At 51.2% G+C, this 24,846-nt stretch carries 25 protein-coding genes, 1 riboswitch and 1 other annotated feature; of the genes, 8 read left to right on the plus strand and 17 right to left on the minus strand.

Annotated features, from left to right (window positions below; genetic code table 11):
* Positions 1–266 precede the first annotated feature (266 nt).
* Together mqnE and L6H70_RS18515 are read left to right on the plus strand one after the other, a co-directional pair.
* A complete protein-coding gene (gene mqnE / locus L6H70_RS18510) occupies positions 267–1,373 on the plus strand; it encodes an aminofutalosine synthase MqnE (RefSeq protein ID WP_206101887.1) in 1,107 nt (368 codons plus the stop codon).
* A 40-nt stretch (positions 1,374–1,413) separates the two neighbouring features.
* On the plus strand, positions 1,414–2,475 hold the full coding sequence (locus tag L6H70_RS18515; RefSeq protein WP_236335493.1) for an NAD(P)/FAD-dependent oxidoreductase: 1,062 nt from the start codon (positions 1,414–1,416) through the stop codon (positions 2,473–2,475).
* A gap of 15 nt (positions 2,476–2,490) precedes the next feature.
* Here the strand turns inward: L6H70_RS18515 and L6H70_RS18520 are convergent, their stop codons facing one another.
* On the minus strand, positions 2,491–2,745 hold the full coding sequence (locus L6H70_RS18520) for a YuzB family protein (protein WP_236335494.1): 255 nt from the start codon (positions 2,743–2,745) through the stop codon (positions 2,491–2,493).
* 82 nt (positions 2,746–2,827) lie between these two features.
* On the opposite strand from L6H70_RS18520, the gene L6H70_RS18525 reads away from it, so the two are divergent.
* Positions 2,828–3,076 (plus strand): NifU family protein, encoded by a 249-nt coding sequence (locus L6H70_RS18525; protein WP_054942914.1) that lies wholly within the window; start codon positions 2,828–2,830, stop codon positions 3,074–3,076.
* A gap of 181 nt (positions 3,077–3,257) precedes the next feature.
* Here L6H70_RS18525 and L6H70_RS18530 read toward each other — a convergent pair whose 3' ends face one another.
* The 13 genes from L6H70_RS18530 to L6H70_RS18590 form a co-directional block, all read right to left on the minus strand.
* Positions 3,258–4,136, minus strand: a complete 879-nt coding sequence (locus L6H70_RS18530) for a MetQ/NlpA family ABC transporter substrate-binding protein (RefSeq protein ID WP_236335495.1) — start codon at positions 4,134–4,136, stop codon at positions 3,258–3,260.
* A 54-nt stretch (positions 4,137–4,190) separates the two neighbouring features.
* Positions 4,191–4,859, minus strand: a complete 669-nt coding sequence (locus tag L6H70_RS18535) for a methionine ABC transporter permease (RefSeq protein WP_236335496.1) — start codon at positions 4,857–4,859, stop codon at positions 4,191–4,193.
* Positions 4,859–5,875 carry a methionine ABC transporter ATP-binding protein gene (locus L6H70_RS18540; RefSeq protein WP_236335497.1) on the minus strand — a complete coding sequence of 339 codons (1,017 nt, stop codon included), beginning with the start codon at positions 5,873–5,875 and terminating at the stop codon, positions 4,859–4,861. Before L6H70_RS18540 ends, L6H70_RS18535 begins: the two co-directional genes overlap by 1 nt.
* A gap of 100 nt (positions 5,876–5,975) precedes the next feature.
* Positions 5,976–6,115: riboswitch (SAM riboswitch) on the minus strand.
* Positions 6,116–6,238: 123 nt separating this feature from the next.
* A complete protein-coding gene (locus L6H70_RS18545) occupies positions 6,239–6,967 on the minus strand; it encodes a Cthe_2314 family HEPN domain-containing protein (protein WP_236335498.1) in 729 nt (242 codons plus the stop codon).
* A 36-nt stretch (positions 6,968–7,003) separates the two neighbouring features.
* On the minus strand, positions 7,004–8,776 hold the full coding sequence (locus tag L6H70_RS18550) for a UbiD family decarboxylase (RefSeq protein ID WP_236335499.1): 1,773 nt from the start codon (positions 8,774–8,776) through the stop codon (positions 7,004–7,006).
* Between the two features lie 31 nt (positions 8,777–8,807).
* Positions 8,808–9,731, minus strand: a complete 924-nt coding sequence (locus L6H70_RS18555; protein ID WP_236335500.1) for a COX15/CtaA family protein — start codon at positions 9,729–9,731, stop codon at positions 8,808–8,810.
* A gap of 103 nt (positions 9,732–9,834) precedes the next feature.
* A complete protein-coding gene (locus tag L6H70_RS18560; RefSeq protein ID WP_206101896.1) occupies positions 9,835–10,179 on the minus strand; it encodes a thioredoxin family protein in 345 nt (114 codons plus the stop codon).
* A gap of 111 nt (positions 10,180–10,290) precedes the next feature.
* A complete protein-coding gene (locus L6H70_RS18565; RefSeq protein WP_236335501.1) occupies positions 10,291–11,916 on the minus strand; it encodes a putative polysaccharide biosynthesis protein in 1,626 nt (541 codons plus the stop codon).
* Between the two features lie 26 nt (positions 11,917–11,942).
* A complete protein-coding gene (locus tag L6H70_RS18570; RefSeq protein WP_236335502.1) occupies positions 11,943–12,428 on the minus strand; it encodes a DUF456 domain-containing protein in 486 nt (161 codons plus the stop codon).
* Positions 12,429–12,445: 17 nt separating this feature from the next.
* Positions 12,446–13,189 (minus strand): Cof-type HAD-IIB family hydrolase, encoded by a 744-nt coding sequence (locus L6H70_RS18575; protein ID WP_236335503.1) that lies wholly within the window; start codon positions 13,187–13,189, stop codon positions 12,446–12,448.
* 58 nt (positions 13,190–13,247) lie between these two features.
* Complete coding sequence (locus tag L6H70_RS18580) at positions 13,248–15,386, minus strand: peptidoglycan D,D-transpeptidase FtsI family protein (RefSeq protein ID WP_236335504.1); 2,139 nt, start codon at positions 15,384–15,386, stop codon at positions 13,248–13,250.
* Positions 15,387–15,484: 98 nt separating this feature from the next.
* Positions 15,485–16,630: a transglutaminase domain-containing protein gene (locus L6H70_RS18585; RefSeq protein WP_236335506.1), complete on the minus strand. Its 1,146-nt coding sequence runs from the start codon at positions 16,628–16,630 to the stop codon at positions 15,485–15,487.
* A 72-nt stretch (positions 16,631–16,702) separates the two neighbouring features.
* Complete coding sequence (locus L6H70_RS18590) at positions 16,703–17,143, minus strand: hypothetical protein (RefSeq protein WP_206105287.1); 441 nt, start codon at positions 17,141–17,143, stop codon at positions 16,703–16,705.
* A 256-nt stretch (positions 17,144–17,399) separates the two neighbouring features.
* Between L6H70_RS18590 and L6H70_RS18595 the strand changes: the two genes are divergently transcribed.
* Both L6H70_RS18595 and L6H70_RS18600 read left to right on the plus strand, forming a co-directional pair.
* Complete coding sequence (locus L6H70_RS18595; RefSeq protein WP_236335508.1) at positions 17,400–18,572, plus strand: MFS transporter; 1,173 nt, start codon at positions 17,400–17,402, stop codon at positions 18,570–18,572.
* 196 nt (positions 18,573–18,768) lie between these two features.
* Positions 18,769–19,125 (plus strand): hypothetical protein, encoded by a 357-nt coding sequence (locus L6H70_RS18600; RefSeq protein ID WP_054942926.1) that lies wholly within the window; start codon positions 18,769–18,771, stop codon positions 19,123–19,125.
* Positions 19,126–19,200: 75 nt separating this feature from the next.
* On the opposite strand, the gene L6H70_RS18605 is transcribed toward L6H70_RS18600, so the two are convergent.
* Positions 19,201–19,818, minus strand: coding sequence for an SCO family protein (locus tag L6H70_RS18605; RefSeq protein ID WP_236335512.1), 618 nt, complete (start codon positions 19,816–19,818; stop codon positions 19,201–19,203).
* 17 nt (positions 19,819–19,835) lie between these two features.
* Complete coding sequence (cyoE, locus tag L6H70_RS18610; RefSeq protein ID WP_236335514.1) at positions 19,836–20,759, minus strand: heme o synthase; 924 nt, start codon at positions 20,757–20,759, stop codon at positions 19,836–19,838.
* 259 nt (positions 20,760–21,018) lie between these two features.
* On the opposite strand from cyoE, the gene L6H70_RS18615 reads away from it, so the two are divergent.
* Both L6H70_RS18615 and L6H70_RS18620 read left to right on the plus strand, forming a co-directional pair.
* A complete protein-coding gene (locus L6H70_RS18615) occupies positions 21,019–22,023 on the plus strand; it encodes a metal-dependent hydrolase (protein ID WP_236335515.1) in 1,005 nt (334 codons plus the stop codon).
* Positions 22,024–22,232: 209 nt separating this feature from the next.
* Positions 22,233–22,427, plus strand: coding sequence for a hypothetical protein (locus tag L6H70_RS18620; protein ID WP_236335516.1), 195 nt, complete (start codon positions 22,233–22,235; stop codon positions 22,425–22,427).
* Here the strand turns inward: L6H70_RS18620 and trpS are convergent.
* The gene (trpS, locus tag L6H70_RS18625) at positions 22,424–23,413 is read right to left on the minus strand and encodes a tryptophan--tRNA ligase (RefSeq protein WP_054942930.1); all 990 of its coding nucleotides are present in this window, start codon (positions 23,411–23,413) and stop codon (positions 22,424–22,426) included. The genes L6H70_RS18620 and trpS overlap by 4 nt on opposite strands.
* Before the next feature lie 61 nt (positions 23,414–23,474).
* Positions 23,475–23,714, minus strand: a binding site (T-box leader).
* A 135-nt stretch (positions 23,715–23,849) separates the two neighbouring features.
* Here trpS and L6H70_RS18630 point away from each other — a divergent pair.
* On the plus strand, positions 23,850–24,824 hold the full coding sequence (locus L6H70_RS18630; RefSeq protein ID WP_236335520.1) for an aldose 1-epimerase: 975 nt from the start codon (positions 23,850–23,852) through the stop codon (positions 24,822–24,824).
* The last annotated feature ends 22 nt before the right edge of the window (positions 24,825–24,846 follow it).

Genomic DNA, 24,846 nt, shown 5'->3' on the forward strand with positions numbered 1-24,846 from the left:
AGCTAAGTATACTCCACTATTCCCCTTCCCTCAAGTCATAACTGTGCCGTCGCAGAGCTGGGGCTGAACCGGATATGCGAACTTTCTCCACTGGTTGCTCACCCTTGGAGAGAGGTTTATAATAGGGAAAGCGATGCGCTGCAAAATTCGGAAATTTGTCACGAGGCTATTGTCGCCTCTATTTTTATGCTTAATAGCACCGGCTAGGTATTCCGGTATTAATTCTGCGGGTGCTTTCGCCTCGCCAACCTTCAGGAGGAAATCATATGTCTACACTTATAACACCACACACGGATGCAAGAATGGCGGGCATTATTGAGAAAGTTCGCGGCGGAGAACGATTAAACTTGGAAGATGGCGTTTATTTATATGAAAGTGATGATTTGCTCACGATCGGCCAGCTTGCCAACGAGGTCAATCTGCGCAAAAACGGGAATAAGGTCTATTTTATAGAAAATATGAGTCTATACTTCACCAATGTTTGCGAATCCCGCTGCGCATTCTGCAATTTCCGCAAAGATGACGGCGAAGAAGGTGCATACACCCTTTCCGGTCAGGAAATGGTGCAATATGTCGAACAGCATATTCATCCCGGGGTACGCGAGTTCCATATTGTCGGAGGCCACAATGATAAGGTGCCCTTCCAGTATTACGTTGATTCACTGAAAGCTCTGAATGAACGTTTTCCTGAGGTAACTCTCAAAGCCTACACGGCAGCTGAAATTGATTTTTTCACCCGCATCAGCGGACTCAGCATCCGCGAGGTCCTGGAAGAGCTGCGGGCGGCCGGGCTTAAATCGCTAACTGGCGGCGGAGCGGAAATTCTGTCCGACCAGTACCGTAAAAAAATGCGGGTTGATAAAGCAAATGTAGAGGAATATCTTCAGGTTCACCGGACGGCACATCAAATCGGCATGAAGACCCACACCACCATGCTGTATGGTTCGATCGAATCCCGCGAAGACCGGATCCGCCATATGCTGCAAATCCGCGAGCTGCAGGATGAGACGAACGGTTTCATGGTGTTCATTCCGCTGTCCATGCAGCCTAAGAACCGGAATGCTGGAATTATGCGCCGCAACTCGGCGTATGAGGATCTTAAGACCATTGCGGTCAGCCGGTTAATGCTGGACAATTTCGACCACATCAAAGCCTACTTCATTAATATTGGCGTGCAGCTGACTCAGGTTGCCCTTAGCTTCGGGGCATCCGATGTACACGGAACGATTCTGAAGGAACGGATCAGCCACGCGGCAGGGGCCTTGACTCCTGAAGGCATTACCCGCGAAGAACTGATCTGGCTCGTAAAAGGCGCCGGTCGTATTCCGGTGGAACGGGACACCTTCTATAACGAGATTAAGGTATACGAATAGCGCCAGCAATGATCCATAATTGAAAGGAAGATCGGTCCGCATGAGAACATTACTCGTCCTAGGCGGCGGCTACGGCGGCCTTGCCCTGATCCAGGAATTACTCGACCACCATCTCCCGCACGATGTTGAGATCGTCTTGATTGACCGGATGCCCTATCAGGGAATCAAGACTGAATATTATGCCCTTGCCGCAGGTACGGTGAACGACTATCATCTGCGCATCCAGTTTCCGGTTCACCCGCGTTTAACGGTACGCTACGGCGAGGTCGGTTCCATTGACCTGGACAGCAGGATCGTCATCCTGGAATCCGGTGAGCCGGTTTCCTATGATATTCTGGCGATTGCTTTGGGCTGCACGGATAATTATCACGGAATTCCGGGGGCGGAGGAATATACCTGCAGTATCCAGAGCTTCTCCGGCACCCGTGAAACCTACCGCCGGCTGAACGATATTAAGCCTTACGGAACAGTCAATATCGTGGGCGGGGGCCTAAGCGGAGTAGAGATGGCCGCAGAGCTGCGTGAAAGCCGTCCGGACCTCAATATCTCGATCTTGGACCGTGGAGAACGTGTCTTATCGGCTTTTCCGGCCAAGCTGTCGCAGTACGTAGAGGAATGGTTCAGTGAACATCAGGTGCAGACGCTGGGGCGTGTCTCGGTTTCCCATGTCGAAAAGGATGCCATTTTTAACGGCACCCAGGAAATTCCTGCCGATGTAACAGTATGGACAGCGGGTATCCAGCCAGTGAAAGTTGTGCAGCAGCTGGAGCTGTCCAAAGACCGCGGCGGTCGGATTATTGTCGGACCGCATTATAATGTAGCCGACTATCCGGAAGTATACGTGATCGGGGACTGTGCCAGCCTGCCCTTTGCACCAAGCGCACAGGCCGCCGGTGCCCAAGGCGAACAGGTTGCACAGGTCCTGCAGGCACTATGGCGCGGCGATACTCCGAAGCTGGGCAGGATCAAGCTGAAGGGGACCCTGGGCTCGCTCGGCAAAAATGCCGGCTTCGGCCTGATGGGCCGCCGGTCTGTAATGGGGCGTGTTCCCCGCCTGCTCAAAAGCGGTGTGCTCTGGATGTCCAAGCGGCATTTCGGTTAATTAGACTTTTTCGGACTAATCCAATTCTAGGCTATCCCAAGCTTCCTGCTCTTTGATGGCAGTCTCGATGGCTTCCTCCAGCTCTGCCGGAGAGTCCGCCTCGATGATTTCGCCGTTGACCATGGCGAACGGTCTCAGGTAACATTCGCCGCAGTTATTCAGGCAACCATATTCAATAACATCATATTCGGGATTCAGCTCCAGCTTGTCTTTAAGCGCCTGGGTCCCGTGTCCGATATTGCTGGCACAAAATTCAATAATTGGTCTCATGTTGTTCTCCTTATTCTGCCCTAACCATTTTATTTTTTAACTTTTTGTACTATAATGAACATACGAAAGGAGTGATTGAGAAATGAGTGAGAATGCACAAAGCACCACCATGTATGATGAGGTTCTGGAAGTGCTCGATAAACTTCGTCCGTTCCTGCAGCGCGATGGCGGTGACGTGGAACTGATTGATGTGGAAGACGGCATTGTTAAGCTGAAGCTTATGGGTGCCTGCGGCAGCTGCCCAAGCTCCACGATCACGCTGAAAGCCGGGATCGAACGTGCCCTACTTGAAGAAGTAGAAGGCGTAGAAGAAGTTGTCCAAGTATTCTAATCCCGTTTTATACGTCCCGGCCTCTCTTATTGGAGAGCCGGGATTTTTTATATTATAGAGGATTTCTCCAGGAGCCACAACCCGGAGCAGCTTTCTGGCATGTAAAAAAAGACGTCCCAAGCAGTCATTGGCATGACTTGGGACGTCTTTTCATTATTCATCTAGCCGCGTAAGGCGCTGCTTAAAATGCCGGGATGATCGAACCTTGGTATTTCTCTTCGATGAAGGCTTTGGCTTCTGCAGAGTTTAGTGCTGCAGCAAGCTTCTGGATCGCATCGGAATCTTTATTGTCCGGACGTGCCACCAGAATGTTGGCGTAAGGAGAATCTGTACCTTCGATGAACAGGGCATCCTTCGTTGGCACAAGACCTGCTTCTAGCGCGAAGTTAGTGTTGATCAGGGCCAGGTCGACTTCATCCAGCTGGCGCGGCAGCATAGCTGCATCCAGTTCGATGATGTCAAGGTTCTTTTTATTTTCAGTAATATCAGCTTTTGTGGATGTGATGTTGGTGTCGTCCTTCAGGGTGATCAGACCATTTTTGGCCAGCAGGATCAAAGCGCGTCCGCCGTTGGTAGCATCGTTTGGAATCGCTACTTTTGCACCATCAGCCAGTTCGTCGATCGATTTGATCTTTTTGGAATAGGCGCCGAATGGCTCTACGTGTACAGGTGTTACAGCTACTAGATCCGTACCGTTCTTGCTGTTTTGGTCATCCAGGTAAGGCTGGTGCTGGAAGAAGTTCGCATCCAGTGCTTTCTCGGCCAGCTGTGTATTCGGCAGGATATAATCCGTGAATTCTTTGATTTCCAGTTTAATGCCTTGTGCTTCAAGCAGCGGAGCGATAGCCTTCAGAATTTCTGCATGCGGTACAGGAGACGCACCGACAACAAGTGTTACCGGCTCTGCTGCAGGTTCAGTGGTAGGTTCTGCGGAAGCATCTGCTGCCGGTGCATTCGTTGCCGCGGAGTTCGCTGCATTATTGGCATTGTTATTGTTGCCGCAAGCTGCCAGCACGAGTACTAAGGTCAAGCTAAACAACGTCAAAAGAACTTTTTTCATCAGTAAATCCCCCTCTAGTATGTGTGTATGAATAAGGCTATATCTGGAAGTACCTTATTTCCGGGTAAAATATTGGACCAGCCGGTCACCGGCCATCTGCAGCAGCTGCACTAGTATAACCATCAGCACTACAGAGATAATCATTACTTCTTTCTCATATCGGTAGTAGCCATAACGGATTGCCAGGTCACCAAGACCGCCGCCGCCGATCATCCCCGACATGGCTGTATAGGAGACGAGGGTTACGAGTGTAATCGTCACGCCGGCTAGTAAACCCGGACGGGCCTCCGGCAAAAGCACGCGCAGCACAATCTGCCCCGTAGAGGCTCCCATGCCTTGTGCCGCTTCAATTACCCCCCGGTCAACCTCACGCAGTGCCGTCTCCACCAGTCTGGCAAAAAATGGAGCCGCACCGATGACTAGTGCCGGAATTGTTCCCAGTACACCAATCGAGGTGCCCATGATCGTCTTGCTCAGCGGAATCAGGGCTACCATCAGAATCAGGAATGGAACGGACCGCAAAATATTAACGAGCAGCGATAATACCGAGTAAACAGCTCTGATAATATTGTTTTTCGACTTCCCCCATAAATATAACACAATTCCGAGTGGTAAACCAAGAATAATTGTGAATATTCCGGAATAGGCTAACATTTTTAGTGTGGCTACGGATGCATCCAGCATTTCTTCCCAATTAATATCATTAAAATTCAGGCCGCCCATTACGAAATCACCTCCACATCAAGACCTTGTGCCGCAAGCTCCGCTAGGGTAGCATCAATCGCTTCAAGCGATCCTTCAAAGCGGACAATCAGCTGGCCGTAAGGCACATCTTTAATCGTCGAGATCGTACCCTGAAGAATAGCAAAGCTGACGCCGGTGCCGCGCACAACGTGAGATAACGTGGATTCGTAGGTTTTTTGTCCGAGAAAAGTGATCTTGACCGCTTTGGTGTTCTCTCCGTTTACTGCCTCTATAGCAGCTCTTAACGGACCATCCTGCTGGGTTTCACTGCGGATAAAGTCCTTGGTCACCTCATGCTTCGGCTTCAGGAACACCTCAGCCACCTCGCCCTGTTCCACAATTCCTCCGCCATGTATAACGGCTACCCGGTCGCAGATACTCTGAATGACATGCATCTCGTGGGTAATCAGCACAATAGTCAGATGAAACTTGCGGTTAATATCGAGCAGCAGCCGCAAAATAGAGTCAGTGGTCTGCGGATCCAGCGCCGAGGTCGCTTCGTCGCAGAGCAGCACATCCGGATCACTGGCCAGCGCACGGGCCACGCCAACCCGCTGTTTTTGTCCGCCTGAGAGCTGGGCCGGATATTTATTCCGGTGCTGCTCAAGGCCGACCAGAACCAGCAGATCCTTGACCTTGCGTTCAATGTCCGCCTTCGGCGTGCCGGCCAGACGCAGCGGAAAAGCGATATTGTCATATACTGTAGCGGAAGACAGCAGATTGAAGTGCTGAAAAATCATCCCGATCTTACGCCGCTTCTCCTGCAGCTGGCCCTGGCTGAGGCTGGTCAGCTCGACGCCATCCACCCAAACCTCACCCTTTGTCGGGCGCTCCAGCAGATTGATACAGCGGATCAGCGTGCTTTTCCCTGCACCGGAATGACCAATTACACCGAATATCTCACCTTTTTGAATGGACAGATTTAGGCCCGAGAGCGCTGTAGCTGCCTTACTGCCTTTTCCGTATACCTTAGTCAACTCTTTTAACTCTATCAATTTCTGTCGTTCCCCCTTAATGCATATTTCCATGTATCAAAAAAGCCCCTTACGATCGGTTGCAGATCGCAAGAGGCCCTGTGTGTTTAGTTACAATGCCTTCTCATCTGCCAACGGCGGTTACCCGCGCCATTGTAGGAATTAGCACCATGACACTTGTACTCAGTACGGTTTCTTTACTGGATACAAATCGGTTGCCGGGCTTCATCGGGCCTATCCCTCCGCCGCTCTCGATAAGATTATGATATGAAATTAGTGCCGTATAGTTATCTTAGAATGTAAGAGTATAATGCAAGCCTAAGTATAGTGAGTTTCAGGTTTTTTGTCAAAGGAAGATTTTTACGCTTTAACGTAAGTCTGTCCTTACACCCGCTTTTGGCTGGAGGCGTTCTTATGCCACTGCTCATTACTGTACCGGAAGGCGGCACATAAAGATTTGCAGACCATCTCCAAACCCTGCTTCAAATCCTCCAGATGACTGTCCAGATCCTCAAGCTGAATTTTGTCGTGCAGCCCCTGATGCCGCTGCCAGAGATCATCCTGCATTTCGGCATTCATATAATGGATTTCTGCATTGCGGCGTTTGCGCAGATTCTGCAGCGGCTCCCGGTAAGAGTTCTTAATATTCTCCAGTTCGTCCGCCAGCGGGGTATGCTCTTTGAGCAGCTGGAACTGCCGCAGTACCGTGAAATAGGAGAAGTGGGCTTTGGTCTGGCTTGTATTCAGATTATACAGGCTGTTCAGCACTGTCCCCAGCTTGTCCAACAGGGAGAAGACACGGATAAACCCATTTTTATAAAAATAAACATAACGGGCATATTCGCCCTGCTCCGTTACCGACATATCATCCATATACCCGGCAACCACCGATTTGCGGTAAAAGGCGGCCGCGAACCAGCTCTGCTCCAGTTCATCCAGCGAGGAGATCAGCCCGCGTGTCCAGACTTCCAGCTTACGGTATTCATGGTTGCGGTCTTCATGTGCGTTCATCTCCTTGCGCAGCATGGATGCCACCTTTGCCATGTTATCCATCGCATCAGCGAGCACGCCGCTATTCTGACGCGGAGGTTCTCCCAGTAATACCCGCAGCATGTCTTGTCCCCCCTCAAAATGAAGAAAAATGTGGTACTATCCCTGCCGGAAATAGCTGTTCCAGTTACGGTCCACCAAATCCAGCGTACTCCTGCATGGCGACTGCTCTTCATCATCACCAGACTTCATGCGCGCATCGATCACAATTGGCAGCTTGTAGCCGATGTGGTGCTGCTTCACTTCGGCTTCTGCGTAGATATCGTCGGCCGGATTGAACTGGGTGAACACTGTCCAGAGAAAAGAAGTCTGTGTACGGATTGCCTCAGCAGCGTGATCCACCATAATCACCAGCGGCCAGGCTGTATTCCGCTCGCGCAGCGCCGTTTTCAGCCGGACCGGAAGCTCAGGGTCTTCTTCATAGGATGCACCGGAAACGATTAAACATCCGCCGCAATACGGAATGGCCTCTGTAATTCCTGGCAGCAGACCTTCCGTGTAAGTACGGGGAAGCTCCCGCACCACATGTCCGGTACCGATAATCACAGCTTGACTGTCCGGGCCGGGTGCACGTTCTGAAGAGTCCGGCCTCACTCGTGCTGTGCTTCCAAATACATGCAGATCGGTGCCCGGGTTGAACCGTTCCAGCACAGTTTCCAGTAATTTAGGAAAATCGGAAAAAGCGGCCGGCTCGCTTGTCAGCAGCAAGAACCGGCTAACAGACAGCTGCCGCTCCCCCAAAATGCGGAAAGCAGTACCCAGAGCATCCTGCGGTGAACTATCCTGTACAACCGCAGCAGCCACTCCATCCGGACCAGATTCAGAATAAGTCCAGAACGAATGTACCGACGGCATAGCCAAATGATGGACAGGAGATAGCACCTGCTGGAGAAAATCCACTAAATAGTAATTCTCTTCACGCGGAGTGACGGCAATTGTCGCGGGGTAAATCGCATCCTTGCGGTGCCACATCCGCTGCACATGCATCACGGGGGCAGTATGCTGCGGGAAATTATACTTATCATAATCGGCCAAAGCGCCCGCCTGACTCTGCCCATACGGAGAGACCAGTCCGCGGAGCGCAAATTCCGCTTCAGCCGGGATTGAGTGTCCGCCGAGCGGATCTTTGACCATGGGCAGTTTTCCGCCCAGGACAATCGACGCGAATACCAGATCTGGCAGCCATGCCGGTCCGGGAGCGCTCGCTGCAGCAATCAGCGCCGGGGGGCCTCCGATAAATACGGACACCGGCAGCGCCTCACCCTGAGTCTCGGCCTCCTGATGATACAACCCGGCTCCTTTATGCTTTTGCCAGTGGATACCTGCCGTACTGTCATCAATGATTTGAATCCGGTGCATACCGAGGTTATGCTTCTGCGGATTACTTAAGCTTTCTGTGTAAACAAGCGGAAGGGTAATATAAGGGCCTCCCGCTTCCTGCCAGCTTGTTACACGCGGCAGCTCACGGAGCGGATCGGAAGTACGGCATACCCCAAGCACCGCAGCCTCACCCTGCGGCACATGTTTAGTCCCCACTTTCAGCAGGTCGAAGATCAGTGCTTTTTCTTTCCACAGGCTGGAGAGGGTAGGCGGAAGCAGCGTTTCAGCTGCACCCATCAGCGCTTTCACTAGCTGCTCCGGACGGTTGCCAAACGCTCTCTCGACCCGCTGGGCGGTCCCGAATAGATTAGTCGCTACGGGAAACGGCGTTCCTTTTACATTGGTAAATAACAGCGCCGGCCCTCCCTCCCGTGCCACACGCCGGTGAATCTCCGGAAGCTCCAGATAAGGGTCCACCTGAGTTTCAATTACGGCAAGATCCTTGTCTTTGCGAAGCTGCTCGGTCCACTGGCGCAAATTTCCGTATCCCACTATATCGTTCCTCCTCAAACATGGCAGATTACTATTTCAATTTATTAAGCTGCCACACACGTACACTCATGTAGCAAAGTACACCAAACAATCCGGCAATCAGCAGGATGTGGGCCAATGCAGCAAATATGTACAATCTCTCGTTATACAGCGTATGAACCACAGCCGCACCGCTCAATACCTGCAGCAGGCAGAGTGTAACGGCACTAACGCCAAGCGCTCTCAGCTCAGGCAGTCCTTTGTACCTCCAGAACGCCAAGTGGCCTAGTAAAGCCACCAGAAGAAACAGCAGTGCCGCCGCGATCCGGTGCATAAACACGATGCCCACGCCGCCTGTAAGCTCGGGAACCCATTCCCCGTTACAGAGCGGCCAGCCGGAGCAGCCTCCCTGTGAATCTGTATGGCTGACATAAGCCCCGATATAGACAACAATATAAGAATATAACGCTGTAATCCACGTTAAGTTGCGGAAGCCCCGGCTGACTCCCGGCCCCCGGCTATCGTTTTCTCCCCCTGATTCAAGACTTCGTTTCGTACCCAGTGCCAGCATTAATGAGCTTGCAAACGCAATCAAAGAGAAACCCATATGCAGTGCCATTACCGCAGCAGACTGGGATTTGATTACCGCAAGCGCTCCCATTCCACCCTGCACAACGACGAACAGGAGCGTTAACAAGGCATAGACCAATAAATCCTTCTGCTTCCGTCCATAACGCCAGAAGGCATACACGGAGGCCAGCGACAATAGTCCCGCCAGTCCGCTGAACAGACGGTGGGTGTATTCAATCAGCGAGCCGATGGTATAAGCCGGAATCAGCTTACCGTGGCATAGCGGCCATTCATTTCCGCATTCCAGCCCTGAGCCAGTCTTGGTTACTACGGCGCCTCCGAACAAGGCGAGGAACATAATGAGGCAGGTTATGTAGCTGAGCCATTTCAAATGTGTTGTCGTCAATTGGATCACCCGCATTTGTAGGAATGGATGGAAGAATTCATGAAGAGATTGAAAAAAACACCGCTTCTGCTCTGGTAGGGCGAAAGCGGTGCTTCAGGCTTCATTACTTGTGAATGCTCAGATAAACCTCGAGGGCTCTGTTGAGGAAATTCTCGATTTCCTCACGGGATTTGCGCAGCTTGTTCACGAAGCGCACAAGTTCCCGGCCATCGCTGTAAGCGACAAAGCTTGGAATGCCCAGAATATTCTGTTCCTGGCTGACATCACCGACTGCGTCTACATCGACTTCAACCAGCGTGAGGCGGTCTTCATACTTCTGTTCAACCTCCGGCATAAACGGGTCGATAAATTTGCAGTCGGAGCACCAGTCGGCTTTGAACACGGCAACTGTTAAGCGTGGCGATTGAATCGCAACCTGAAATTCCGCAGGGGAAGAGATTTTATCCATTAAGGTTCAATCCTTTCTGGGTTAAACTGTATACTGCCTTTCTCTCTAAGTGAAGCAAATTGTGCTCAGGAAGTCAATTGAAAAGGACAAAATAAAACAAATATCATAGCATTATTCGTTTATGCGCACCCGTGCAGGCTGCAGTTTCATCAGCGGGTTCAGCACTTTCTGCAGAACTCGCGGATAACCGGCAATCTCCTGCCGGCTGAGCACACCCAGAACAATCAGCAGTACCAGATAAATGATTACAACCGCCACACCCACAACCAGACAGGTAATAAGGAAGGCAATGCGTGCAGGCATGAAGTGGGTCAGCATAATACCTGCTTCGTTCAGGCCGTAGCCGATCCCGCCGGACGCGAGCACGGCAACGGTGAAGCCGCCCCAGCGTTTACCCATAATCTCAAAGGGCACAATCGATTTAAGCATGCGCAGATTCAACAAAGTAATAACGATAAAGCAGAGTGCGGTTGCGCCGATAATACCGTAAATACCGAATACCTTGCTGAGCAGGAAACTGCCCGCAAGCTTCACGAGAATCCCGGCAAGCACATAATACATGGAGATCCGCGATTTCCCCATCCCCAGCAGGATCGAGTTGGTCGTCATCATCGTAATCTGGAAAATCGTCCCGATCGTCAGCATAGCGACGATTCCGCTGCCGTCTAGACTACTGAACAACAAGCCGTTAACAGAATACGCAGCTGCAACCAACGAAATTACTATCGGCGTGCCAGTAAGAATCGAAATGCGAAGCGCCAGCGTCACCTGACGCTGCAGATGCTGCTCGTCCTTCCGTGCATAAGCAGCAGAAATGATTGGAATCAGCGAGGTACTAAGTGCAATCGAGAGCACCGGAGGAATACCTGCTACACTTTGCGCCCGGCTTCCGAAGATCCCCAGCGCACGCGTGGCATCACTTAGCCCGATCTGTCCGCTGAGCAGTGGAACAATCAACGAGTTATCAATGAAGTTCACGACCGGCACAGTCACCGAAGATAGTACAATCGGAATAGATAACTTAAAAATATCTTTATAAATCCCGAGCAGCGGAAGTCTGGCTACACTGGATTCATACAATGCCGCCTTTTCTTCGGTGCGGCGCATTTTCATCGCATAATACAGCATGATCCCAAAAGCGCCGATGCTACCGAGCACACTGCCGAACGATGCGCCCGCCGCCATCCAGGTATTGTCGTAACCCTGGCGCAGCAGGATGTAAGCAAGCAGAATCGCAGTAGACACCCGAGCGATTTGCTCGACGATCTGCGAAATCCCTCCAGCCATCATATTATTCCGTCCCTGGAAATATCCTCGCATCATCGCGATCGTAGGGAAGAGCAGCAGTGCCGGGGCTATCGCCCGGATGGCCAGCGTACTCTCGGGAACCTTGGCATAGTCGGCATAATAAGGAGCAGCTATGTAAAGGATGGTGCTCATCAACACCCCTATGATAGCGGCAAAAATCAGCGCAGCCCGGTACACCTGCTGGGCTTCATGCGGGCGGTTTAAGGCATAGCGTTCAGATACCATCTTACTTAAGGTGCTTGGTATTCCCGCCGTAGCTAGCGGCAGCAGCATCAGATATACAGTGTTTGCAAGGTTAAACGAAGCATTACCCGTATCATTGAACAAGTGTTCCAGCGGAACCCGCTGGGCAAGACCCAGCACGCGGGCCACCAGTGCCGCTGCGGCCAGTATAAGCGTACCTTTGACAAAAGACTCTTTCTTGGACAAACTGTTTCGCCTTCTTCGCTGTTAATTTAATACACACTGATCCAGATAAAGAACAGGACCACCATCATGATTTGCAGAATTACTTTAACTACGGTGCTGCTGAACAAACCTAGCAAGGAACCCATGCTGACTTTGAGCGCTTTGCCCGGATTCGAGCCAGCAATCAACTCACCAATGAACGCGCCTGCAAACGGGCCGATGATTAGTCCAATGGCATTAAGTACAAGCGGACCAATAATTATGCCGATGGTACTGCCAATGATTGAGGCACGTGAACCTCCAAATTTCTTGACACCCCAGGCACCGACGACATAGTCGGCCACAAATAATACGGCTACAATCAGTGTCTGAATGCTCCAGAACCAAACACCGAAGGAGTGGAAGGAGAAGAACCATCCGTACACAAAAAAGGCCAGATAAATCGCCAGCGCACCGGGCAGTATCGGATATACCGCCCCGGCCAGCCCTACCGCAAACAAAGCAATGATCAGAACCCAACCCAGGATTGCCATTCCTTCATCTCCTAAAGTTATGATGGTAGAATATATTTCTCAATGACTTCCGCGATGCCGTCCTCGTTGTTCGTGGCGACCACAGCGTCCGCCTCCTGCTGTACAGTCTTCTGGGCGTTGCCCATGGCGACGCCCAGCCCGGCCTGCTGGATAGCCGCCAGATCATTCAGACTGTCGCCAACCGCAACCACCTCGGACATCTCGATGCCGAGAAGTTTGCAGACTTCGCCGATCCCGTAAGCCTTGTTCACTCCAAGCGGATTAATCTCCAGATTATGTGGGGTGGAATTGGTGATTTCCAGTCCTCCCAGATCCTGAAGCTGCATCAGCAGTTTATGGCGGATCTCATCATCTTCAGTAGAATAGCCAAATTTAAGCCATTCTCTGCCCATAATGTCCCCATCCCAATTCTTGCGGTTGTAGACCTGCTCGGTGGAGTAAGCCCAGAACCAGATGCCGTACTCCTCTGCAATATGGTACAGCTGTTCAATCAACGCCGGATCCATCAGGGAGCGGCGGTATAACTCATAGGGCTCACGCCAGATCTCACTGCCGTTAACGGTGATCATTGGCGTCTTAAGGCCAAGCTGCTCCGCGTAAGGCATGGCGCTTCTGAACGCCCGCCCGGTAGAGAGGCAGACGTGAACGCCGGCATCGACCGCTTTTGTAATCCATTCCACCGTTTTCGGGGTAATCACTTGGTCATCATTCAGTAAGGTTCCATCCATATCCAGTGCAAGCAGGCGGTATTTGGCAGTCATTTGCCACCCCTCCATTCTTGTGTGCCCTATATATATTGAAGGGCTGATTTGTATTTCCTTAGTTCGTTGTATCCGCTGCTCCTGTTGTGTCTGCTTCCGTTCCCTGTGTGGCAGCATTGGCCCCATCAGCAGCGGAATCTGCTGATTTCACATTCTTCTTCGGCACCCCGTCGAGACCATATTCCCAGTCATAAGCATCAAAAATTTTACGGGCAATCGGCGCCGCGCTGTTGGAACCGAAGCCGCCCTCAGGAATAACAACAGCCACAGCAAGCTTGGGATTTTCGCGCGGAGCAAAAGCGATAAATACCCCGTTATCGCGGTTTTTGTTGGTTCTGTCTGTTTGCTGTGAGGTCCCTGTTTTGCGGGCAAAATCATAAGGGAAATCAGTGAACGCAGTAACGTCACTGTTCATGCCCTTTTTGATCTCATTCCAGAAAGACTTATCGAAGGTCGTTACCTCATCCAGCACCTGACGGCCGAATTCTTTAACCGTGTTGCCTTCGGAGTCTGTAATTTTGCTTACCAGCTGCGGTTTAATCCGCACGCCTTCATTCGCCAGCGTCGAAGCATATTGGGCAAGCTGAAGCACCGTATAGCGCCCCTGCTGGCCAAACGAAGCATAGATCAATGCGGCTTGCGCACTGCCGGCTGCTTCAGTATTGGTATAGTTGATCTGTCCCAGATACTCTCTTGGCAATCCGCTTTGCGTCGAGACGCCCAGACCGAATTCCTTCATATACTTATCCCATACTTCGATCCCGCTGTTATGGTATTTCTCCCACAGCTTCTTACCGACCATATCGACCATGAAAACGTTGGAGGATTTCTCAATCGCTCTCGCCGGATCCATTGAACCGTAGACGTGACCGGAAGCGTTCCGTACTGAAGCATTATCATTTTTACCGAAATAAGCAATACCCTTATCGTTATAAACCGTTGAAGTGGAAAAGAAACCTTCATTCAGACCAATCAGCACACTCAGCGGCTTGATCGTGGAGCCGAGCAGCACCGTAGAACCAAATTCATGGCCAGACATCCCCGAAGAATAGGGAGTAATGGTTCCGTTCTGATAGTTGCCCATGATTTTATTCCACACATCGGTGTCCATCTTTTCAGCTGTCCATACATTGGTATCGTAGTCCGGCATACTCGCCATAGCAACGATATTTCCGGTATCTACCTCCATCGCAACCGCGTAGCCGGTCAGTGCATCCGGATGGGTCTGCCCTTGGACAGAATGGGAATGCAGCCAGCTGATTTGATCCGTAATGGCCTGTTCCGTTTTCAGCTGTATGTTTTTATTGATCGTGGTCCAAATATCGTTTCCTTTGACAGGTGGCACAACCTCTTCAACTTTTTCAGCCATATTCTGAGGATTAACCGAAATGACCTGATAGCCGTTCTTGCCGCGGAGCTCGCGCTGATACTGCAGTTCAAGCCCGTCGAACCCGACAAATTCATCATCTTTATAGCTCAGTCCGGGATCCGCATCAATCTTCTTCATGGCCGATTGAATATTCTTATAAATATCCAGACTGCTTGAGGATTTAAACGGCTTGATATAGCCGATCGTCTGCACTGCTACCGTATCCTTGTCATAGTGGCGGCTGCTCTCCTCGACAATTTCCAGACCCGGATATTCGCTTTTATGCTCCATAAAATAGGCTACTTCATCTGAAGTCAGTCCTGCCTTAATCCGCCGCGCCATAAATCCTGAATACTTTTTGAAATACAGATCCAGTGAATCGATGATATCCTCCTGCGTCAGCTGTACTGCATTCGGATCACCGTATTTATGAAAATCCTCGACCAGCCTGGCGGCAAGCGCCTCCCCTTTGGCTTTGGCTTCCGGGGTCAGTGTTGTTTTACCAGTTGCTTTGTCAGTGGTTTTGGCAGTGTATTCTTTGGTTAGCGTAATGTACAGAGACTGCACCGAGGTCGAATAAGCGAGTTCTTCGCCTCCCGCTGCATGAATAACGCCCCGGATAGCCGCAAGCGGAACATTTTTGGTATCACGGCTGGTCTCTACCTCAGTCAAGGTAGGGCCTTCCACAAACTGCAAGACTGCAAGACGAATGATGATGACACAAAAAATAATAAACGTGCTGAAGAAAAACACGTTAATCCGCAGGCCAAGTGAACTCTTGCTGGTGGTTTCGTCTGGCGGAGAGGCCTGCTTACGGAAAAAACTCACAATTTTTCACTCCTTTACATCCTAAATAACCCTTTATAGCATCCAGGGTATGATCCCTCTCGAATTGTACCATAGATTCACGGCGTACCGCCTCTTTGTCACAGTACATCCTCTTTCATGTGGGTTTTATCAAAGTCTTTGACGTTAAACCAGTTTCCGCTGGAGGCCCAGGTGGAATCCAACGGGATCCAGGCCTGCTTGAGAGGGATGTACACTTCATTCCAGGCATGAGGACCATATCCGCCTTGTCCATCGTAACCCCGTCCGGTCACGACCCGCACCTGAAGTCCCTGCGAGCGGGCCATTACCGCATACAGCCGGGCATAGTCTATACAGACACCAAGCCGGGTATCAAACGTATCTTGCGGCGTCTGCTCATGCCAGATCCGGTTCTGCTCATAGTTCTCCGCCTTGGCATAGTCATAAGAAATCCGCGAGCCTATCCAATCATATAGCAGCTTGGCTTTTTGCTCCTCATCCTTGCCCGGACCGGCTATTTCCGCAGCGGCCTCCGCGATATTCGCAGAAATATCATGATCGATGACCTCATATTTCCGCCGGAGAATATCATTCATCTCAGCGGCCACCGCTTTGGTCAGAACCGGCAGCTTGCTGCGCACCTTCTCACCGGCTAGCGGTTCGAACACGGCAGCCGCGCTCTGGCTGTAGATTGGAGAGGCTTCCACATAGCGGCTAAAGCTGCTGTCCGGATTCAGTCCCACTCCAATATATAGGGCAAAAACCAGCACCAGCCCGCGGACCAGCCCAATCGCAAGCCCAATGACTGCTCCGCTTAACCGGCTAGCCTGGGTAATCTTCCTGTCGTGCGGCTTGGCTGTCCGTCTAGGCAACCGGAAAGGCAGCAGCAGGAAGAGCAGACCCAGCAGCGGGCGGATGAGACTGTAGCATAAAAGGAGCAGCAGAAAAAAGCGCACCAGCGGAGAGCCTTCCAGCACCGATACTGCGGTGTAGTATAACTGCTGCCAGCCGCTTAGCTGACTATCTGGAAGCACAACTCCCGCAGCCCAGACCTGGGCACGGGGAGATAAGTAGAGCGCTGCGGGAACAGCGATCACCAGAGCTGCCGCAGCAAGCAATCCCGTTCCCAGAAGACCGAACAAACCGCCTGCTGCCCGGCTGAACCCCCGGCTCCAGCCCTGCAAAAGAGAAAAAAGTACAATTAGCAGTAATATAATTGAGATGACATTGGCCTCACTAAGGCTTTCGATCCAGCTGTTCAGCATACCCTGACCTCCTTTCTGTCGCCCGCTGCCCATGTAAGCGTTGATATGGCAAACTTATTTTTAATTCCCGGCTTAGTTACCGTTCTTCCGGGCTTCTTCGATAAAGGTTTTGGTTGTATCGGTTACACTCCATTTGCCAAGGCTAACTCCGCGGAAGGTCACTTCGACCTTGTCCTCTCCTGCTGTTCCCTTCACTTCCAGATTCGGCGTTGTAATTGTAAACGTGCCGTCACCGCCTGAAGTATATTTCGCTTCTTTGGCTTCGCTCAGCATGACTTCCTGTGCTTCGCTCTTCAGCGTGCTTACAGTACTGTCTGCAACCTTATTCACAGCGTTGCCGAGCTGATCCATCGTAACTCCGCTGTAAATGAATAGACCCGCTACGATTACAATAACAATTGCCCATTTAAGTACTGTTTTGACCAGATTAATTACAGCAAACAGCAGGACAAGCGCTATAACAATAACAAGCCAGTTCTCTCTAATAAATTGTGACCACACTGCCGGATCCATCAATTTTACAACACCCCTATCACAAATTTCGTCCTATCAGGGAGCAAGTCCCTCAAGATCTTCATTAATATTAATTATTATACATGAATGCCTCTTATAATTCATGGTTGCCTGGCTGTATGTGCTACAGAAGAACAAATTGGTATAAGCCCCCGGGGTCTCACGTAAAGTACAAGTAGGCCTTATCCCATCCCTATCATTGAAAAAGCCGGCTGTGCCCTCCGGTGCAGGACCGGCCCTTTAGGAGGTGTATTCCGTGAAAACCGCACTGTGGCTTTATTTGTTTTTGTTTCTGGCCTTCTTTGATCTGCACGCCCAGTATCCCATCCTGACTCCGTTTGCGATCTCACTCGGCGCGGGGCCGGCCTTCATCGGCTGGATGATGGGCATGTATTCGCTGACTCACCTTCCCGGCAACCTGCTAGCCGGCGTGCTGGTTGACCGCAATGGCAGCCGCCGCTATATCGTCTTCAGCCTGACGGCGGCCGGTGCGATTCTGCTGCTGCAGGCACATGCACAGCTCCCTTGGCATCTGCTGATGCTGCGGGCGGCCAGCGGCTTTGCGCTGGCGTTCCTCTCGCCTGCCTGTATGACGCTGCTGGCCTCCCTATCGTCTGATGCGGAGACCCAGGGCAAATACATGTCCGGGCATGGCATCATCCACACCCTGGCCTCGGTCGTGTCTCCGGCAGCCGGAGCCTACATCGTCCACAAAGCAGGCTACTCCGGGACGTTCAGCACACTGGGCTGGCTATTGATCGCTACCGGGCTCATGGCCTTGTTCAGCGTACCGAAGCATTCTCCTGCGTTGTCCCCAGTTTCAATACCCCAAGCTTCACAGGATAAACCGGACCGCCCGGCCGCTGTTCAGTCCAAAACAACAAAGCGCTATTATCTCCTGCCCTTCTTCGTTTCCTGTTCCCAAGGTGTGCTGTTCTTCGAGCTGCCACTTTCCCAGGGAAAGGACGGAATGGTCTCCACAGGCATCCTTCTTTCTCTGCTGAGTCTCGGGGCGCTGGCTACGCTCAGCCTGCTTTTTCTGAATCGCCTCTCCCCGGCTACCCGGATTGCAGTCGCGCTACTCGGTATGGCTCTATGCTTCTTTACCCTGGCTGCATTTACCAGCATTCCTCCGGGTGTCGTTCTCTTCCTGCTTGGAGCAGCAAAAGGCGTGCTGTTTCCGGCCATGGCTTCGCTGTTCATCAGTCTGGGCAGCGGCGGTCATTTGGGCCGCACGTTCTCGCTGCAGTCGATTGCAATGTCTCTTGGCGCTTTTGCCGGACCGGTTGCAGCCGGACAGCTGCGCGATTACGTATCCCCATATTTCATTGCCTTTGTACTGCTGATGACTGCTATTCTCCTGCTTCCGCCTAGAGGTGATAACAAGCCTGCGCCTTACCGCACTGGCCTGAACAGTCATGCTGCTTAGGTAAGCTCAGCTCTTTATATTACGATCAGGTAATTTAGGGGATCACCCGGCTGCGGCCGGGTGATCTTTCTTTTACGACATTTCCCGGGGAATGAACCCCTCTTACGCGCTGCCCTGTTAAAAATGACGAACCTTAGGTAAAATATAATTAAGCACAGGCACGTAATAATTACTTTACTTACGGGGGCGATCGCATATGTCCATTACCATCATTGTCGAAGGCAAAAACGACCGGAGCCGATTACGCCGTCTGCTAGATCCGGAAGTCGACATTTTGTGCACCTTCGGTACACTGAGCACCCTCAAGTTGGAGTCACTGCGGCATAAAATCGGTGATGGAGATGTCTATCTCTACATGGATAACGACAGCTCAGGCAAAAAAATTCGCGGAATTCTGCGCGACGCCTTTCCGGATGCTGTTCATATTTACACCCGCAGGGGATATGCAGGTGTGGAGGGCACCCCGGATGAATACAGCATTACCCAGCTCGAAAAAGCCGGGCTTGAGGAATATATCATCTATCCGCAGCCGCTTCCTTTTATGGAATCATAGCCGCACAAGAAAAGCCTTGCCGGGTCTGCCGCGTTAGAAGCGGAGCCTAGCAAGGCTTTTTAATGTAGGAATTATTTAATTGCGGGCCAGCTTGTTCAATGCATCTGCAAGAAACTCAGGCGTTACGTTCTCCGAATCTCCCGCATCGTAGAGCCCGCGGAGCTGATTGTCCCGGTCCACCAGTCCAATGAGATTGGCGTGGGCGAAATTATCCTTGTTGTCCCCATAGATGAGAACTTTGAAGGAATCCGCCGCAAGCTTACGGACTTGCTCCTGATCTCCGCGCAGAAAATACCAGCCGTCATAATTAACATGGAAGCGGTCAGCGAATGTTTTGATAGCCTCACGCGTATCATTCTTCGGGTCAAACGATATGGAGATGAACTCCACGTCCTTACCGAAGCTGCCTTCCTTTTCCAGCAAATCCTGGGTTTCGGACAGCATATACGTCGTTATCGGACAGACATCGGGACATTCCGTAAAAAAGAAATAGACCAGCCGCGCCTTCCCCTGTGTATCGGCCAGCGTGACCTGCTTTCCGTCCACATTCTCCAGAGAGAAATCCTGTACCTCCCCGATCACCGGCAGTTTACTTTTGGCAAAGCTCAGCGAATTGACTGCTAAATAAACCGCCAGACCCAGCGCAATCAGCAGCAGTAGCCAGGTCCATTTGTAGCGTTTCAAGGTATGCACAGGCGCCTCTCCCCCTCTTAACCGTGAATCGTATTCAGCACAAGCACGATCAGACTGACTGTCAGGTAATTAATGGAGAAAAAGAAATTTTTCTTGGCCCAGGCATCATCATCCTTCGCCTTGAAACCGGTCAGCGTTAAATACAGCCAAACCAAGGACAAGCCAGCAGATATAATGAGGTAAAAAATTCCGGCATAATCATACATGTACATCAGCACCGGAATAGGCAGCAGCAGCGCGACATAAGGAATCATCTGGAACTTGGTCCGCCGGACTCCCTTAACTACAGGCAGCAGTGGAAAACCTGCCGCTCTGTATTCTTCCTTGCGGCGGATGCCAAGCGCCCAGAAATGGGGCGGCTGCCACAGGAACAGCATGGCGAAGAGCAGCCAGGCCCCGAGATCCACTTTACCTGTAACCGCTACATATCCGATCACTGGAGGCATTGCTCCGGATATGGCTCCTACCGAGGTACTCCATGTAGATGTTCTTTTCAGCCAAAGCGTGTAAACTACTACATAAACAAGCATGCCGACAATGCCAAACAGCCCGGCGAGCACTCCGCAGAAAGCAAACAGCACAGCCAGACCTGCAATACCAAGCCCGATGGCATAGAGCAGTACTGTGTTTGGCTTAAGTCTGCCGGTCGGCAATCCGCGTTCGCGGGTCCGCTCCATCTTCATATCCAGGTCGCGGTCAAAATAATTATTGAACACACAGGCCGAAGCCATGACTAGCATTGTTCCAAGCAATGTCAGTATTAATTTACCGTATTGCACATCCCAGCCCGAAGCCACCCAGTATCCTGCAAAAGCAGCGATCAGGTTAGAGCGGATAATGCCCGGCTTCGTTACCGTAATGAAATCACGCCAGCTGGCGCCTTCCCGGGGCGATTTGGCGGAAGCAGCTGCGGAATCGGAATATCTCAATTGATTGTCCACGTATAGTGTTCCTCCTTCTAAGGGACTTCTAAGCGATCCGTCGGAGTTTAAGAATGGTTGTTTCGTTCTTAATTGAGAATGTTATCCACCCCGCTGTTAACTTTATCATAACAAACCGGGAAAGACTTTGACAATCATTGACCAAGATGTTCATCAATTTGACAATTGCGTGACTAAATTTATTCTCTTCCCTTAAATAAGTCGGTGTAAAATTGGGTAGTTATTAATAGGGAACTTCCGTACAAAGGAGATCTGACCAATGGATACTGCAACACATTTTGTAATGGGCCTCGGACTCGCCGGACTCTCTTTCGTTGACCCTGCCGTTGCCTCACAGCCGACGCTGGCTGGTGCTGTTATGATCGCCACAGTACTGGCTTCTCAAGCCCCGGATGCCGACACTGCACTGCGTCTGAAGAACAACGCCCTGTACATCCGCAACCACCGGGGAATCACCCATTCTCTGCCCTTTCTGCTGCTCTGGCCGGCTTTGATTACGCTTGTTATCGGACCGATATTCGGATTTACAGATCTTCATAACCTGAGTCATATTGCCCTCTGGAGCTTCATCGGAGTTGCCGTTCATGTGTTCTCAGATCTGTTCAATACCTATGGAACTCAAGCTGCACGCCCATTTACGGAGAAATGGATCGCCTGGAACATCATCCATATCTTTGATCCATTTATCTTCGGCAGCCATGCTGCTGCGATCATTCTCTGGATCAGCGGGATTATTCCTCCGGCCCCCTTGTTTATCATTCTGTATATCTGCGTGGCCGTGTACTACATTTGGCGGACGCTTGTGCACGCTCGAATAACACGCAATATCAAAAACAAGGATGTGCACCACGATCCGGGCGACCGCTACTTCGTCATCCCTACGATCTCGCCTTCACGCTGGAATGTTGTTAAAGCCAAACCGGATGGCAGCTATAATGTCGGTTTACTGAATGGCGGACGGCTCGAATGGTTCAAGCATGCGGTGTGCTCCACTCACCCCGCTGTAGAGCATTCCAAGTCACATCCGGATATTCAGGCATTTCTTTATTTTACCTCTTACGCCGTAGCCGAGGTTGAAGAACTGACCTCTGGTTATATTGTACGCTGGGGGGATGTGCGTTATTTACACCGCAAGCAATTCCCTTTCGTGGCGGTGCTCGTGATGGACAGCCAGTTTCATCCGCTTAACACCTATGTGGGCTGGCTCAGCAGCGAAAAGCTGGACGAGCGGTTTGCAATCGATCCCGGCTCAATGAAGCTGTAGCTATGGAGTAAGTAAAACAGCCGTCAAAGCAGTGGTCCTTCCAAAACAGGAGGATCACTGCTTTGTTTTATCCCCTCTTGACGCCTGGCACAGCTTAAGGCACAATCACCATAAAGCGTTTTCACCTATTGATCACTTCAAACAAAACCCGCAGCGCGGGAGCGCTGCGGGTTCATTCACTTGCTATTATAGAAAGGAAGGCTGCATGTATGGGTAAAGGTCTGTCACTCTGGTTCGCAACCTCTTCAATATTGATTCTTACAGCCGCCTCCATCTGTATCAGCTATAATATCTGGCTGGCACTGCTGCTGGGCATTCTGTGTGTTCTCAACATCGGCTGGGGATTTATCCTGAAGGCCCGGCTGAGACGCAAGCAGGAGAACAGTAGACAGCAATCCTCTTAACGGTAAGGCAGGAAGCCCATCCGCTCCTTCACTCCGGCCAGGGTCTGGGAAGCCACATTGCGGGCGCGTTCCGCCCCCTCAGCAAGGATGTCACTAAGTGTGCCGGAGCTGCGGATTTCATGATACCGCTGCTGCAGCGGCTCAAGCGTCGCTACCAGGACCTCACCAAGATCCTTCTTGAAGCCTCCGTACATTTGGCCTTCATACTTATCGGCAATCTGCTGCAGACTCATGCCGGAGCACTCGGCATAAATGCTCATCAGATTGCTGATTTCCGGCTTGTTCGCCGGATCGAACACAACCTCACGGCCCGAGTCGGTTGTCGCCCGGCTGATTTTTTTGCGGATGATATCCGGTGTATCCAGCAATGCGATATAGCTGCCGGCGTTCGGATTGCTTTTGCTCATTTTTTTACTGGCGTCATCCAGCGACATGATCCGGGCACCCACTTCTGGAATATAAGGCTCAGGAACCGTGAAGAAATCTCCAAACCGGTGATTGAAGCGGCCCGCCAAATCACGGGTTAATTCCAGATGCTGCTTCTGGTCTTCCCCAACCGGTACCAGATCTGCATTATAGATCAGGATATCCGCGGCCATCAGTGACGGATACACGAAGAGTCCCGCGCCGACAGAGTCTTTGCCGGAGGATTTGTCCTTGAACTGTGTCATGCGCTCCAGCTCACCCATGGCGGTCAGAGTAGTTAAAATCCAGCCCAGCTCTGCGTGCTGAGGCACATGCGACTGCATGTAGACATTCGAGATTTTCGGATCAATGCCGGCAGCCAGATAAAGCGCCGCTACCGATTCCGAATTCTCGCGTAGCGCAGCAGGATCCTGGGCGACCGTGATGGCATGCAGATCCACCACCATGAAGAAACATTCGTGCTCATTTTGCAGTTTTACGAAATTCTTAATTGCACCGATATAATTGCCCAGTGTCAGTGAACCGCTGGGCTGAATGCCTGACAATACTTTTTTAGCCATAATAGTACCTACCTCCATCAATTTATTCCGCTTTCCGTGAACGCAAAAAGGTCCCACATCCGCAAGGGACGTGAGACCGTGGTGCCACCCTTATTCGCCGTTTGGACCTTTCTCAAAAAAACCTCCAAACAGCCTTAGCTTCCGTTAACGGGGAAGAACCGTCCGGTCTACTTAGGCCTGCTGCCTGTTCAAACACGGCGCTCGAGGGTCCATTCAGTCAGGAGTGTCCCACCGGTTCGCATCAACCACCGGCTTTCTGAAGGTGCACTTTCCGCTTACTTGTCCCTGTCATCACATTGTCATCATATCTTAATGCATTCATCATAGAGCGATACAGAGAAGTTGTCAAATCGCCTAACCACGGGTACATAAATCTGTTATGATAAGGATATTCGTGTTCTTTGCGATCAAGTTAAGTTAAAGGAGCAAATCTCTCATGAAACAGGTGACCAAAGGGCAGTGGGGCGGTTATGACACTTATATTTTGCATAGCCGCGAGCTGGAAGTCACGCTTTTGCCGCGGCTTGGAAACAACGTTATTTCCTTATGGGACCACAAGGAACAGCGGCAAATCCTGCGTAGACCTGATGAAAGCGACTTAGCTTATTATATGCAGAAGCCATATCATTTCGGCATCCCGCTTTTAGTTCCCCCCGGGCGCATACGCAAAGGACAATTTGAGTTCGAAGGCATCCGGTACCAGTTCGATCAGAATACAGCTGGTGACAACCATATTCACGGCCTGCACCGGACGCAGTCCTGGTGTGTAAGCGATATCGAAGAGGATGAAGAAGGCTGCGCAGTAACGACAGAATTCAATACTGCGGACGATGCCCACTGGATGGAGCAATTCCCTGAGCCGCTGCGGCTTGAAATGACATTCCGGCTTCAGGATGCCCGGCTTCAGCAGACGCTGAAGGTTACTCATTTGGGGTCTAACAGCATTCCTTTCGGGATTGGATATCATACCTGGTTCATGATCGATGGTGAACCGGAGCGCTGGAACCTGAGACTGCCGGTTGAAAGCATCTACGAACTGAACCCTGAGCTGCTGCCCAGCGGCAAACTGCTACCTCTAGGGGCACTAGAATCTTTACACCAGGGAATGAACCTGGAAGGTACGGATTTGGACACTGTACTGAGGATTGGAGATAGTCAGCCGGCAGAAGCTCTGCTGATGCGCGAGGACGGGTACGGGATTCGCTATACTGCGGACAAAGCCCATTTCCGCCACTGGGTGGTTTACACCAAAGGCCAGGCGGAACAGTATTTATGTGCCGAACCGTATACCTGGCTGCCCGACGCGCCAAACCTTCAGCAGGATGATTCCTTCACAGGATTAATTACACTAAAGCCTGGTGAGACGCTGACTTTGCCGTGCACCCTTGAAATGATCTATCCTAAGCTCTAAACTTCATATAATTACCATCCTT

This window comes from Paenibacillus auburnensis (assembly GCF_927798115.1).
Lineage (GTDB): Bacteria > Bacillota > Bacilli > Paenibacillales > Paenibacillaceae > Paenibacillus_AQ > Paenibacillus_AQ auburnensis.